The organism is Paenibacillus sp. PastF-3, assembly GCF_029893135.1.
Taxonomy (GTDB): Bacteria; Bacillota; Bacilli; order Paenibacillales; family Paenibacillaceae; genus Paenibacillus_AQ; species Paenibacillus_AQ nitricinens.
This window is the reverse complement of the sequence record NZ_JARXWM010000007.1, coordinates 23,438-38,515: the sequence shown is the minus strand read 5'-3', so window position 1 is coordinate 38,515 and position 15,078 is coordinate 23,438. Positions and strand designations below refer to the sequence as shown.

The following is a 15,078-nucleotide window of genomic DNA, read 5'->3' as shown; positions in this document are numbered from 1 at the left end:
ATTGCAGAAGATGGCTGAATCTTCCCTAGTTATGTCTTCTGCGCAATCGAAGCTTGGTGTTGGGTACGCCTTGAAAATGAAGGTTAGGGATCTGTGAACATAAATTCATTATATTATTACATTTCTGTATACACATTATTATCCAAAAGTGATATCATAATCATATCAAAAGAATATCTTATGGGGGTGCTTTTTATGAAGGAGAAAACGCTTCGTCCTATCAGCGGATTTTGGGTTATTGCATTGATTGCAGTTTGTTTGGGGGGTGGAATTTACGGTGCTGTTCAGGAGTATGTCGCAGTATCGGTCATTCTATTCGTTGTAGCGGTAGTGTTAAGTACAAGTATTACGGTTGTACAACCTAATAAGTCAGTTGTAGTTACCTTTTTTGGTAAATATATTGGGACTATCGCAACGAGTGGATTGTTTGCAGTCATTCCGTTCAGCGTTCGTAAGACGGTTTCCCTACGCGTTCGTAACTTTAACAGTGTGAAGCTTAAGGTCAATGATGTCGAAGGTAATCCGATTGAAATTGCTGCAGTAATCGTCTTCAAGGTGATTAACTCCGCTAAAGCCCTCTTTGATGTAGATAAATACATGGCTTTCGTAGAGATTCAGAGTGAAACGGCGCTGCGTCATGTAGCCAGTAAATACCCTTATGATAACTTCAATGAATCTGGGATGTCCCTGCGTGCCAATGCAGATGAAATTGCTAAAGAGTTAGCGACTGAGCTTCAAGAGCGCTTGTCCTTATCTGGCGTAGAAGTCATTGAAGCCCGGCTTACACATTTGGCTTATTCAACAGAAATCGCCAGCACCATGTTGCAGCGGCAGCAAGCTTCTGCCATTCTATCTGCTCGTCAAATTATTGTTGAAGGTGCAGTTGGCATGGTCGATATGGCAATTAAACAGCTTAAAGAGAGTGGTGTAGTGGAGCTTGACGAAGAACGTAAAGCGGCCATGATCAATAATCTGATGGTGGCGATCGTGTCGGAGCGCGGAGCGAGTCCGGTCATTAACGCCGGCTCGTTGTATTAAGGCGGTGCATCATGGCGGCCAAGAAAAGCTTTCCATTGCGGATCGATCCGGATCTGCATGAGGCGTTGGAACGTTGGGCGGGAGAGGAATTTCGCAGTGTAAACGGACATATCGAATACTTGCTGCGTGAGTCTTTGAAACGTGCAGGCCGCTTACCTGAAAGGAAACGCCGAGAAGAGTAGCCTGTTAAGGACAGTTCTAGCGCAGTTGCCTGGATATAGAACTGTCTGTGTAGGTGACTGTTTCTGCGGTTTACAAAATTTTGCCCCCTCTACAGACTTGACTGTCAGAGAGGACAGATTTATAATTACTCCATAATTCACGTTAACAGCTTTGACAAAGATATGAATGGATTGTTCTGGACCGTATCAGAGAGAGGGAACATGGGCTGTAATTTCCTCCGGTATCCTACTATCGATTTACCCCTTTGTAGCTGCGGTTATGAATTCCCTGAAATGGGATAGTAAGAACCGCCGGTTCATGGTCGTTATTCCATGCTTACGAAGGATTCTGACTCGATTCTGCTTTAAGAGCGGATTGAGAGAATCGAATTTGGGTGGAACCACGGGTGCAATCGCTCGTCCCTTTGCGGGACGGGCGTTTTTTGTATGCGTGGATATTTCCGTTTCGAAAAATTTAAAATTGTTGTTTGGCTTAAGGAAATGAAGGAGGAAATTAAAATGGTAAGTATTAAACTTCCGGACGGCTCTGTTCGGGAATACGCAGAAGGTAGTAATATTGATGATGTAGCGGCTTCTATTAGTAGTGGACTTCGCAAGAATGCGGTGGCAGGGAAATTGAATGGTATTGTCGTGGATCTGTCCACTCTGCTTGAGGAAGGCGCTTTGATAGAAATCGTAACTTTGGATTCACCTGAAGGCTTGGAAGTTATGCGTCACAGTACGGCCCACTTGATGGCACAAGCTGTAAGACGTTTGTATGGAACAAAGGAAGTTAAGCTTGGTGTAGGTCCAGTTATCGAAGATGGCTTCTACTACGATATGGATTTGGAACATCCGCTTAATCCTGAGGATCTGCTAAAGATTGAAAAAGAAATGGATCGCATTATCTCTGAGAACCTTCCAATTGTACGTAAGGAAGTTAGCCGTAAGGAAGCGCTCCAAATATTCGGTGAGCTAGGTGATCCTTACAAACTTGAACTAATCGAAGCATTGCCTGAAGATAGTGTAATTTCGATCTATGAACAAGGCGAATTCTTCGACTTGTGCCGTGGACCACACTTACCGTCAACTTCTAAGATCAAAGTCTTTAAATTGATGAATGTAGCTGGTGCTTACTGGCGCGGCGATAGCAAGAATAAAATGCTTCAGCGCGTATACGGGACAGCTTGGATCAAAAAAGCACAGCTCGATGAGCATCTTCGTCTGCTTGAAGAAGCGAAGAAACGCGACCACCGTAAGCTGGGTAAAGAGCTTGAAATCTTTACATTTAATCAATTGGTAGGTCAAGGCTTGCCGATCTGGCTGCCTAAGGGTGCTAAACTGCGCAGTATTCTGGAACGTTACATTGTGGATTTGGAAGCAAGTCTAGGATACCAGCATGTATATACTCCGGTTCTCGGTAATGTTGAACTATATAAAACTTCTGGACACTGGGAGCACTATCAAGAGGACATGTTCCCTAAAATGACTATTGATAATGAAGAGTTTGTTCTTCGTCCAATGAACTGCCCGCATCACATGATGATTTATAAGAGCTCGATGCACAGCTACCGCGATCTGCCGATCCGTATTGCTGAGCTTGGTATCCAGCACCGTTATGAAATGTCAGGCGCATTGACTGGCTTACACCGTGTACGTTCGATGACTCTTAATGACTCCCATATTTTCTGCCGTCTGGACCAAATTAAAGGCGAGTTTATTCGTGTAATCGAGTTGATTAAACAGGTTTACAGTGACTTTGGTATTAATGACTACCGTTTCCGGTTGTCGTATCGTGATCCTAAGGATACTGAGAAATATTACGCGAATGACGAAATGTGGGAAACTGCACAGCGAATGCTGCGTGAAGTTGTAGAAGAAGCTGGTCTTCCATTCTACGAAGCAGAAGGCGAAGCTGCCTTCTACGGTCCAAAGCTGGATGTTCAGATTAAGACTGTATTAGGCAAAGAAGAAACGCTCTCCACTGTACAGATCGACTTCTTGCTGCCTGAACGCTTTGAACTTGAATATATCGGCGACGATGGTCAGAAACACCGTCCAGTCGTTCTGCACCGTGGTATTTTAGGGACTATGGAGCGCTTTGTTGCTTTCTTGTTAGAGAACTTTGCGGGATCACTGCCGCTTTGGTTGTCTCCACAGCAAGTTAAAGTTATTCCAGTATCCACTGCCTTCGACGATTATGCTAAGGAAGTTACGGACAAGCTGCGCCGTCGTGGGATCTCTGCTGAGCCAGATCTGCGCAATGAGAAGCTGGGTTATAAGATCCGTGAAGCACAGCTCGAGAAGCTGCCATACATGTTCGTAGTCGGCGAGAATGAAATGAATGCTCAGACAGTTTCCATCCGCAAACGTGGGGAAGGCGATATTGGAGCTAAGCCGCTTCAAGAAGTCATTGAGCTGCTGTCTCAGGAAATTGCAGACCGTGTAATCTCCTAATGACTTGAAATCATTCACACTAAAAGCACGTTAATAATGACCTCTGTCATATGCCCATGAGGATCTGGAAATGGATCCTCATGTATAAAATTTTGTGAATCGGGAAACCTTCGCTAATAAGGGGGAGGTTTATCACATGAACAAAATGGGTATATTTCAGAGGTTTTGGTGTCTTTTCGTCACAATAGTCCTACTGCTGACTGCTGCGGGTATTATTCCTGAATCCAAGCATCAAGCGGTTGTGGCCAATGGGACAGAAGACACGTTACAGCACACAGATATTAGCAAATTACCAACGAGCGAGTTGCAGCATACTCAGGCAAATGTTGTTTCTATGAAAACCAAAGAACAGCAAGCTATTCTCACCACTGGCCGTGCTACCTTGTTCTCAAATGAGCCGCATTCCAGTATACCAATCGTTCCTGCGACAACAAAAAATAAACCAGAAGCTACAAAGTCACCACAGAGCACTAAAGCTCCGATTACCAAAGGGAGTGGGGGCAAAGGCTCTTCAAAATCGCCGAATTCTGTTCCTGTAGCTGCACCAGCTCCTGATCAGATCATCACTTCAATGAAGGTGATGGCGACGGGTTATACTGCGGGTTATGAATCTACGGGTAAAACGTCTAAACATCCCGAATACGGAATCACCTATTCAGGTGTGAAAGTACGTAGAGATAAGAATACAGTCTCGACCATTGCTGCTGACCCTAAGGTAATCCCGTTAGGGAGTATACTTTATATACCAGGTTATGGATACGGCATCGTTGCTGATACAGGATCTGCCATTAAAGGGCGGAAGATTGATTTGTATTTTGCTACTACGAAGCAGGTATATAAGGAATGGGGCAAAAAATCAGTTGTAGTTCAGCTCATTAAGCGAGGAAACGGTACATGTACAGAAGTGATGCTGAAGAAGCTTACTCAGGCGATTGAGACCTATAATGCTGTACCGCAATCCCTGCTGGAAGAATCCATTTAAGATATAGCGGTTAAACTTCAATGAATTTGGTGGATTGAACTTAATTTCACTTGGTCATGCATAATAGTGACATCACCTTGCCATAATACGGACTGGGGCAGAGCATTAGCCTCATCCGAGATGTTCTCTTAGTAAGCATTATCTATGCTGCATAAGGGATAAGGGAGGTGAATTCCGTGGCTAATAATAAAAAATCTAAAGTTCAAGAAAATTACAAAACACCGAATGAAAAATACAATGCTGAGTTTGCTGTTGAAAATGACGGCGCTACTAAGCAAAGTGGAAATACTTCTAAACCAGCTCAGAAACCGCAACAATAATGCGCTTCTGAAGCAGAAGACTGTTGAATAAAGAGACTGTCCCAGATCAGTTTATAACTGAGGGACGGTCTTTTTTCATATTTATAGTACTATATAGAATAATATTCCAATCGTCTCCGTCTAGAGACTGAGTGGAAGTTCCTTCTCTCGCCGCTGTTTATGAGTGCTTCCTTCCTGTAGACTAAGGCTATAAGATTGAAGAAGAGAGCGTTCCACTAATTTAAAGGGGAAATGGAATATGAAAAGAAGGTTCACAAGTCAGATTTTTGGCGGCTTGATCCTGATAGGGATTGGAGCCATGTTTCTACTTAGACAATTGGGTTACACCGATTTTAGCTTAGGTTATTTGATCTCAAATTATTGGCCTGTTATTTTGATCCTCATGGGGATGAAGCAACTTCTGGGTACGGGCGACGAACATCAAAAAGGTGGATCTTCACCTATCGGCGGTTTATTCTTTCTGGCGATCGGAGTGTTCTTCCTCGGACGAAATTTGGACTGGTTCGATATCTCAGCCGGGGATTTTTTCAAAATGTTTATTCCAATCATGTTGATTGGCGGCGGTCTTTATGTAATTTTCAAACCACGAGGTTCAGGTTCTGTACCACCGGTGCCGCCTGCTCCACCATCACCACCTGATTACTTTCCTCCAGGAAAAAGCTCACTGGATGTAGAACCGCCAAAGCCGCTGGATTCCACATTAGATGAACAATTCGAGCAGAAATTCGGCAAACCTTCTGGTCAGCGAGACTGGAATATCAATCTGCAAAAAGATGAAGAAGACGACGAGGACGAAACGGGAGCTTATAAATCCACCGCAGAATCACGTTGGCAGGAGAAACAGGAGCGCCATGAGCGCAGACGTCAGGAACGTCATGAGCGTCACGCTAGAAGACATGGGGAATGGCATGAGGAGTTCCATGAGGTAAAGGGTAGCAAGGAGTCGACCAATCGCTCTGCTTTTATCGGGGATGTCCACATGGGGCGCGAGCATTTCCAACTGAAGAACACGAATGTCTCGCAGTTTATAGGTGATACTGTCTTGGATCTGACGAACGCACAAATTGCTTATGGCGAGACGAAGATTAATATTTCCGCTTTTATCGGCGATATCAAGGTATACATTCCGAATGATATGGATCTTGGGATCTCAGTGAACAGCAGTTCTTTTATCGGCGATATGGAAGTACTGGATCAATCACGTAGTGGATTTATGAGCAGTGTGCAATGCAAAACACCTTATTATAAAGAAGCGGGCAAAAAAGTCCGCATTAACGTAAGTGCTTTTATAGGTGACATTAAAGTTAAAACGGTGGGTTAGATGGGAACAATCTTCAGTAATACCAAATGGTTGTTGTTGTTTTACTTTTTGCTCACTGGAGCCGTTAGCGCCGGGTTGATGTATGCAGGCACTTGCCTTGGGTATATCGAAGTAATGGATTATCGCATGTGGCTATATTTATGTCTTGGAATCGTGTTGTTCACTGTTGTAATCGGCTATATGGCAGGTCAGCGCATTCAGCGGCGGATTGATCATCTGGATCTAAATATGCTGCAGGTGGCAAAAGGGAATCTGTCCGTACGTATGCCAGAGAGTGATGATCAGTCTTTTGCGAGAGTATACCATGAATTTAATGTCATGATGGATACGGTTGAGAACAAGATGCAGCTTCTTCAGCGTTTGGGTGAACAAGAGGTTATTGAGAAGGAACAGGCAGCGGAGAGTGCGGTGTTGGAGGAAAGAAGGCGTATGGCCCGGGATTTGCACGATACGGTGAGCCAACAGCTTTTTGCCATCCATATGTCGGCTTCTTCGCTGCCTAAAGTGCTGAAGGTCAATGAAGCTCAAGGTCAATTAGTAATGGATCAGTTAATTGCCATGTCACAGATGGCACAAAAGCAGATGAGAGCGCTCATTGCACAGTTGCGACCGGTGGAGCTGGAAGGCAGGAATCTTTTCGAAGCACTGGAAAAATGGTTCCCTGATTATTGCCGCCAGAACGGCTTAAAAGGAATGAAGGAGCTTGAACTGCAAGGAGAATTGTCTGAGGCCATTGAACATCAGCTGTTCCTGATTATTCAGGAGGCAATGGCGAATATTGTGAAGCATGCTGAGGCTAGACTGGTGAGTCTATCGCTGCGTGAAGGGGCTAGACAGGTTGTTCTGAGTATTAGTGACGACGGTCAAGGCTTTGAACATATACAGCAAAAACAGGGTTCCTACGGTCTTACCACCATGCGCGAACGTGCGGAGAAACTGGGTGGACAAGTGGAGATCATTAGCCGTAAGGGTGCGGGAACGACCATACGCGTACATATCCCTAAGTTTGTACAAGGGAATGCTGAGTCAGAGAGAACAAGAGCATTAGGAACAGATACAGAGGACGAGGAGGAATAGAGCATGAGTGTCATAAGAGTGTTGCTCGTAGATGATCACGATATGGTACGGATGGGTCTTAAAACATATCTGATGCTGGAGCCGACGTTTGAGGTTATAGGTGAAGCAGCGAATGGACAAGAAGCGCTGGAGATGCTGCGTGCTGGTGGACATGAAGGCTTGCCTGATCTCGTACTAATGGATCTGATGATGCCTGTGATGAATGGTGTGGAGACTACTCGTGCAGTGCTGTCAGAATTTCCTGGTCTCAAAATCGTTATCTTGACCAGCTTCCTAGAGGATGATCTTGTCGTGGATGCTATCGAAGCTGGAGCAGTCAGCTATGTGCTCAAAACCGTGTCAGCAGAGGAGCTGATCTATGCACTGCAAGGCGCATTCCGTGGTATGCCAGTCATGACTGGTGATGTATCGCAAGCATTGACGCGTGGCATACGCCAGCGTACCGTACAAGGCGATTCCTCCGGTTTGACGGAGCGTGAGAAAGAAGTCCTGCTGCTCATTGCTGAGGGGAAGACCAATAAGGACATCGGCGAGGAACTACATATCAGCATCAAGACAGTGAAGACGCATGTCAGCAACCTGCTGATGAAATGCGAGCTGGATGATCGAACCCAGTTGGCAATTTATGCTCATCGGAAGGGTTGGGCTCAGGGGTAGGGATTGGTGTTTAAGATGATTTGGAGTAGTTTATGGGACTTAAAAGTAAGTTATAGGGAAAACTTCCCTTTAGACTTGAGTTTTACGCTTGTATACAGGATTATAGGGAAATCCTCCGTATAAATTTCTTGTTTTTCTCATAAATAACTATAATGCTGAGAATTATAGGGAGGTATTCCCTTTAAATCTTGATTTCTTGTGATTTTTGGTTAATTATAGGGAGTTTTTCCCTATAACTATTGATCGTTGTTTGTTCTTTGTTCATGGACTTCGTTCAAGGACGTCTTTCTAGGGTTTTGTTCTAGGTTGTATGTTGGAAGTTCGGGCCGCGTTGTTTTCCGCGCCCGAGCTTCTTTTTTACTTCCCTGCTTAGGGAATGGGTATCAGAGCGGAAAGTTTACGTCCGCCTTTGAAATTATGTTCCACCCGCAGGGTCGATTCATAGGAACATGATTTCAAGAGCGGTGTAGCCTGAAACCCAGTCCCGCCCAACAGCGGTGTGTCTTCTGATACCTAATCCCGTCTATTCGCCTATATCTTTTATCTCCGCTTAAATTGTTTTTAATGTGACCTTAAGGTTTAAAGTACAAAATAAGAAACAAGAAAACAAATTAATCCTTGTCGGGCGACAGGATGCAGGAGGTAAATAAACATGGACGATAACAAAAACAACTTTAATCGTGACAATGGACCAGCACCAGATCGGGATTGGGACAATAATAACCATAATAGCAATAATAATCAGTCATCCGAATCCGGATCATCATACTACTATTCTTATGGACCATTTAAATCATTGAACAAAGATGAAAGTAACGTTGACGGAAGTGCTCAGCATTACAATCGGATGGAGCCGGAGCGGGTCGAGATTACACCTCCACAGCCTGTAAAACAACTTCCATATAACAGTTCATATCGCAGTACAGGCTTCGATGGTAATGGTGGTGGAAGAGGTGGAAACGGCGGAGGCGGTTCTGAAGGTGGCGGTGGCTGGCAGTTTAATAAAAAACCAAAAAGCTCAATGAAAACAATATTTGTTTCCTTCTTAGCGGGTATGGTCGTTCTCTCAGGTTCTATGTTCATGGCAGATCGAGGCAACTGGTTCACAGGAGATGCAGCTTCAACCATTGCGAGCTCAGAATCGAATGGAACGGCGAAGACGACGAATGAGAGTGCTAGTACTACACCTAATACTACAACTACATCATTGGTGAAAGGATCTCGTGATGTGACTGGCGTAGTGGATGCGGTTGGACCGGCAGTCGTCAAAATTGAGACGCTAGTGAAGTCCGGTTCACGTAATGGAAGTTCATCCAGTCCGAATTTGAGTGATCCGTTTTCTCAATTCTTTTTCGGAGATCAATATGGCAGCAATGGTTCTTCACAAAATGAGCAGGACTCGAAGTCAGGTTCAAACTCCTCATCGCAGCTTATCCCTTATGGAATTGGAACAGGCTTCATTTATGAGAAATCTGGATATATTTTGACGAATCAGCATGTCATTGAAAATGCCGATGTCATCCAAGTTACAGTGGATGGGGTGACGAAACCATACGAAGCGAAATTGCTAGGTTCCAGCAAAGATCTGGATTTGGCCGTTCTGAAGATTGAAGGAGACAGTGATTTCCCTACAGTTGCCCTGGGAGATTCGGATAGTCTGAAAGTAGGTTCAGAAGTGGTTGCTATCGGTAACCCACAAGGCTTCGACCATACAGTAACCTCTGGTGTTCTTAGTGCAAAAGGACGCAGCATCGATATTAATGAAGAAGATGGTAGTGGAACACGCAACTACAAGAACTTGCTGCAAACTGACGCTTCTATTAACCCAGGTAACTCTGGTGGTCCGCTGCTTAATATGAATGGACAGGTAATTGGTATGAATGTAGCCGTTAGTACGGATTCCCAAGGGATTGGTTTTGCTATCGCTGTGAACACGATAAAAGAAGTCGTAGATAAACTGGAAGCGAACCAAGCGATTCCAAAAGAACCCGTTCCATTTATTGGTGCAACACTTATGACGATTACGGATGAAGTTGCTAAGCAAATGGGCACAGATATTAAAGAAGGATCTGTCGTTGCAGATATTATCTTTAAATCACCAGCGTATGCCGCTGATTTGCGCCCTTACGATATCATTACAGGTGCAAATGGAACGCAATATGCAACAAACCAAGATCTGATCGCTTTCATTCAAACGTTAAAAGTCGGTGACAAAGTAACGCTGAATGTGGTGCGTGATGGTAAAAAGCTGGATCTCTCCGTTACAATCGGCAACAAAAATGATTTTGATACAACGACTACTGGGCAAAGTCAGCAACGATAACACCGGACGGTGAATCACGCGGAAGGGGCAACCCTTCCGTTTTTGTCTAATCATGGTATGACTGCTACAATATAAATAAACAGAAACAATGGGGGCTGCTTGATGCGACCGAATATTCTAATCATTGATGATGATGAAAAAATTATTTCCATGCTTCGCCGAGGACTAGCTTTTGAAGGTTACGATGTAAAGACTGCGGTGAATGGAGCGGATGGGTTACGAGCAATCCTGAGCAGTGATCCGGATGTGGTGATTCTGGATGTTATGATGCCTCAGGTGGATGGATTTGAAGTCTGTCGTCGTTTGCGTGAAGGAGGCAGTAATGTGCCTGTTCTAATGCTTACAGCCAAGGATGAAATTGAGCATCGTGTGAAAGGGCTTGATCTGGGTGCGGACGATTATCTAGTTAAACCATTTGCGCTGGAAGAATTACTTGCACGTGTACGAGCATTACTACGACGTAAGAGTGAACAAAATGGCGGCAGTGAGCAAGCGGTTACTTATGAGGATATTACCTTAGATGTAGATTCACGGGAGGTTACACGCGCCGGTAAAAGACTGGAACTGACAGCGAAGGAATTTGAGCTGCTGCATCTCTTTATGCAGAATCCGAAACGGGTGCTTTCGCGGGATCTGATTATGGATAAAATATGGGGTTATGATTATAGCGGTGAATCAAATGTACTTGAGGTATACATAGCTATGCTACGTCAAAAGACGGAGGAGCATGGCGGTAAACGCCTCATTCAAACGATCCGGGGTGCCGGTTACATTCTAAGAGGTGACAACTAACATGTCTATAAGATTGCGGCTGACTGCTTGGTATTCAGGGATTTTGGCCGTTATGCTGCTGGCCTTATCAGCCGCAATTTACGGTTTTGTCTATTTTAATACGTATGGGGACTTGAAGGATCGTCTGAAGGTACAATCTGAGCAAACGAAACTTTTATTTAGTGTTGATCGCTACAATGGTGAGCTGAAACTTGGCGGAGTCGGTCCTGAAAACTCCAATTTATATACGCAGATTTATACTTATGGCAGCAAAAGCTTGTCACAATCGACAAATATGATTAACTTTGGCCTACGGTTTGATTATCCTGCTAAAGATAAAATTGCAAAAGGATTTCGTAATGTTGTTGTGGACGGAAATCAGTTTTTGATCTACGAGATGCCTATCGAAATAGAGCATTATAATAATAATCCAGTGGCTGTATTACAAGTCGCTGCCTATGTGAATGAGCAGAATAAGCTCTTGGAGCGCTTGAAAAATATATTGCTTGTCGGTTCTTTTGCTACCTTGATCGCGGCATTTACCTTTGGACTGTTCTTAGCCAGAAAAGCGATGAGTCCGATCGGCAAGGTTATTGAGGCCGCAAATGGTATTCAAACAGGGACAGATTTAAGCTCCCGTATTGAATATGATGGACCTCCAGACGAAATAGGAAGACTTATTGAGACCGTTAACAGTATGCTTGGGCGTATGGAAGGATTCTACACAGAGCTTGAGGATTCGTATGCGGCTCAGCGTCGTTTCGTATCGGATGCTTCACATGAGCTGCGGACTCCGCTCACAACCATTCGCGGGAATATCGATCTGCTGCAAAAAGTATGGGAGATGGAGCCGGGTGAAGGGAAGATGAGCGAGGCTGAAATTCGCCAGCTCTCCATGGAATCGGTGAAGGATATCGCGGACGAGTCTAAGCGGATGAGCCGACTGGTAGCGGATATGCTCTCTCTTGCGCGTGCTGATACAGGGCGAACCTTCGAGATAGAACCCGTGGCATTGGAACCAATGATGACTGAGATTGCTCGTCGGGCGTCTTTCCTGCCTCGGCAAGCGGAGTGGGTTACTGGAGATATGTCTGCTTTAAATGGGAAATATGTTGTTGGGAATAAAGATTATTTACAACAAATGTTGTTTATTTTCATCGACAATGCTTTTAAATACACACCTTCTGGCGAGGTGAGTTTAGATACGATTTTCTATCAGAACCAGGTTGGTATTCGGATCACCGATACGGGTATAGGTATGGATAAAGATGAGGTTCCATATATTTTCGACCGTTTCTATCGTGCAGATGAATCACGTGGAATTACAGAAGGGATTGGGCTTGGTTTATCCATTGCGAAGTGGATTATTGACGAACATGGTGGGTCTGTGGAAGTTGTTACTCGTCAGGGTGAGGGAACTACTTTTGTGATCTGGCTTCCGCTTCTCTTTGCTCCGCCGCTGGAATAGGGTATAATTTAAAGTGTGTCCTATTACAGAAGTCAACGAAAGCAGAAAGTTGGTGAAGTCATGGAAGTCATTAAAATTTCTCCCCGGGGATACTGTTACGGAGTCGTCGATGCAATGGTAATGGCAAGGCAGGCTGCGCAAAATCTCGATCTTCCCCGGCCGATTTATATACTGGGCATGATTGTTCATAATAGTCATGTCACAAATTCGTTCGAAGACGATGGCATTATTACCTTGGACGGTCATAATCGTCTGGATATTCTAGATCAAGTAAACAGTGGGACTGTTATATTCACTGCTCACGGGGTTTCACCTGAGGTGCGTAAGATGGCAAGGGATAAAGGATTGACTACGGTTGATGCGACCTGTCCTGATGTCACCAAGACCCATGATCTTATTCAGGAAAAAGTAGATGATGGCTATGAGGTCATTTATATCGGCAAGAAAGGCCATCCGGAACCGGAAGGTGCTGTTGGTATTGCTCCTGAGCATGTGCATCTGATTGAAAAAGAAGATGAGATCGCCACATTATCCATCCCTTCTTCACGGATTGTTATTACGAATCAGACTACTATGAGCCAGTGGGATATTAAACATATCATGAAAAAGCTCCTAGAGACCTTCCCGGGTGCCGAAGTGCATAATGAGATATGTATGGCTACTCAGGTGCGTCAAGAGGCTGTAGCGGAGCAGGCGGGCCAGTGTGATCTATTGATTGTCGTTGGTGATCCGCGAAGCAACAATTCTAATCGTCTGGCACAGGTGTCGGAAGAAATTGCTGGAGTTCCTGCTCATCGGATTTCTGATGTGTCTGAACTGAACACAGACTGGCTGAAGGGTGTAAATATTGTGGGTGTTACTTCTGGCGCATCTACACCTACCCCAATTACCAAAGAAGTTATTCATTATTTGGAACAGTATGATTCCGAGAATCCTGAGACATGGGAGATCAAACGTACTGTAAATATGGCGAAGCTACTTCCTCCGGTTAAGAAAAAGAGTGCAAGTACATCATAATCGCTGTAAGCGAACTTATATATTTGAATTGTAACAAGAGCGCGTAACCTCGTCTATCGAGGTTACGCGCTTTTTTTTATATGAAGCAAGCGGTTTCATCTTATTAATTAGGAAACAGGATTGACGGTAAACGATTTTTAGAGTAAAATCGCTTTATCGGTTAAAAGCATAAAAGCTTAAAAGCTTAAAAGCGAACACGCGTCGTAGTGTGAGTGTATTTAGCGGAATTATTATAAATTTTAAGTGTAGAGAGGAAGTTATTAAAATGATCGTCATTACATCCAATCAAACGCCAGAAGAGCAGGTTAAAGATATTATTGCAGTTATCGAAAGAGAGGGCTTGCAGGTACATCTCTCCAAGGGTGCAGATCACACCGTTATCGGTTTAGTAGGAAGTGTCACACCTAAGCTTGCAGAGCATTTGCGGCAAATGAAGGGTGTGGAGAACGTCGTGAAAATCTCCAAGTCCTATAAGCTAGCTAGCCGTGATTTCCACCCAGAGGATACCATTATCGATATCAAGGGTGTAAAGATCGGTGGCGAGAATCTGGTAATCATGGGCGGGCCTTGTGCTGTGGAGTCACCAGAGCAGATTGATGAGATCGCTCGTCTAGTTAAAGCATCAGGTGCTCAGGTACTGCGTGGAGGCGCGTTTAAGCCCCGTACAGGTCCTTACAGCTTCCAAGGTGTAGGTGTAGAAGGTTTGACGATGATGGCTGAAGCAGGAAAGCGTCATGGCCTGTTAACCATTACAGAGGTTATGACACCAGAGTATGTGGATATTTGTGCAGAACATGCGGATATCCTCCAGGTAGGTACACGGAACATGCAGAACTTTGATTTACTGCGCAAGCTGGGTACTTGCGGAAGACCGGTCCTTTTGAAACGTGGCTTCAGTGCAACTTATGATGAGTTGCTCAATGCAGCGGAGTACATTTTGGCCGGCGGAAATAAGGATGTAATGCTCTGTGAGCGTGGTATTCGTACATTTGAGACTTATACACGTAATACACTGGATCTATCGGCTATTCCGGTTCTACAAAGCTTAAGCCACCTTCCGGTAATCTCTGACCCCAGTCATGGTACTGGACGTCGTGAATTAGTTGAACCTATGGCCAAAGCATCGGTTGCTGCTGGTGCGAATGGTCTAATCATCGAAATGCACACAGATCCGGACAATTCCATGACAGGTGACGGTGTTCAATCGTTATTCCCTGAACAGTTCGATAATCTGCTTAAGGATCTAGAAAGGCTTGCTCCAATTGTTGGACGTAAGTTTTCAACTTCGCCAGAAACAGTTTCGGCGCTATAATATGTAAGCATATCGCTACCTTGGAAGCCCTCTAAACCCGCGCTATAACGGGATAGTTGGGCTTTTTTTCTATTGGATAAGTTAGAAATGTTATGAATATTAACGAAAATAATGGATTTCACGAAAGCGTTAGAATATCTTACATTGCTGAAAGAAATACCTGACATAAGCATT

13 protein-coding genes are annotated in these 15,078 nt (G+C 44.4%); all 13 read left to right on the top strand.

The genetic code is table 11. From position 1 onward, the window contains the following. The first annotated feature begins 195 nt into the window (after window positions 1-195). Window positions 196-1,038, top strand: a complete 843-nt coding sequence (locus M2444_RS15385; protein WP_094870523.1) for an SPFH domain-containing protein — start codon at window positions 196-198, stop codon at window positions 1,036-1,038. Between the two features lie 11 nt (window positions 1,039-1,049). Then, complete coding sequence (locus tag M2444_RS15380; RefSeq protein ID WP_042125648.1) at window positions 1,050-1,220, top strand: type II toxin-antitoxin system antitoxin; 171 nt, start codon at window positions 1,050-1,052, stop codon at window positions 1,218-1,220. Between the two features lie 498 nt (window positions 1,221-1,718). Next, entirely contained in the window at window positions 1,719-3,656 is a 1,938-nt protein-coding gene (gene thrS, locus M2444_RS15375) for a threonine--tRNA ligase (protein ID WP_094870560.1), read from the top strand. Between the two features lie 136 nt (window positions 3,657-3,792). After that, the gene (locus M2444_RS15370; RefSeq protein ID WP_256989829.1) at window positions 3,793-4,638 is read left to right on the top strand and encodes a 3D domain-containing protein; all 846 of its coding nucleotides are present in this window, start codon (window positions 3,793-3,795) and stop codon (window positions 4,636-4,638) included. A gap of 176 nt (window positions 4,639-4,814) precedes the next feature. After that, a complete protein-coding gene (locus M2444_RS15365; protein WP_156113077.1) occupies window positions 4,815-4,958 on the top strand; it encodes a hypothetical protein in 144 nt (47 codons plus the stop codon). Window positions 4,959-5,196: 238 nt separating this feature from the next. Next, entirely contained in the window at window positions 5,197-6,279 is a 1,083-nt protein-coding gene (gene liaF, locus M2444_RS15360; RefSeq protein WP_094870522.1) for a cell wall-active antibiotics response protein LiaF, read from the top strand. Further along, window positions 6,280-7,356: a HAMP domain-containing sensor histidine kinase gene (locus tag M2444_RS15355; RefSeq protein WP_094870521.1), complete on the top strand. Its 1,077-nt coding sequence runs from the start codon at window positions 6,280-6,282 to the stop codon at window positions 7,354-7,356. 3 nt (window positions 7,357-7,359) lie between these two features. Then, on the top strand, window positions 7,360-8,013 hold the full coding sequence (locus M2444_RS15350; protein ID WP_042186223.1) for a response regulator: 654 nt from the start codon (window positions 7,360-7,362) through the stop codon (window positions 8,011-8,013). Window positions 8,014-8,665: 652 nt separating this feature from the next. Further along, a complete protein-coding gene (locus M2444_RS15345) occupies window positions 8,666-10,336 on the top strand; it encodes a S1C family serine protease (protein ID WP_094870520.1) in 1,671 nt (556 codons plus the stop codon). A gap of 102 nt (window positions 10,337-10,438) precedes the next feature. Continuing rightward, complete coding sequence (locus M2444_RS15340; protein ID WP_094870519.1) at window positions 10,439-11,128, top strand: response regulator transcription factor; 690 nt, start codon at window positions 10,439-10,441, stop codon at window positions 11,126-11,128. Between the two features lies 1 nt (window position 11,129). Beyond that, window positions 11,130-12,575, top strand: a complete 1,446-nt coding sequence (locus M2444_RS15335; protein ID WP_280787390.1) for a sensor histidine kinase — start codon at window positions 11,130-11,132, stop codon at window positions 12,573-12,575. Window positions 12,576-12,635: 60 nt separating this feature from the next. After that, entirely contained in the window at window positions 12,636-13,592 is a 957-nt protein-coding gene (locus tag M2444_RS15330; RefSeq protein WP_280787389.1) for a 4-hydroxy-3-methylbut-2-enyl diphosphate reductase, read from the top strand. A 265-nt stretch (window positions 13,593-13,857) separates the two neighbouring features. Beyond that, window positions 13,858-14,904, top strand: coding sequence for a 3-deoxy-7-phosphoheptulonate synthase (gene aroF, locus M2444_RS15325; RefSeq protein ID WP_094870516.1), 1,047 nt, complete (start codon window positions 13,858-13,860; stop codon window positions 14,902-14,904). The last annotated feature ends 174 nt before the right edge of the window (window positions 14,905-15,078 follow it).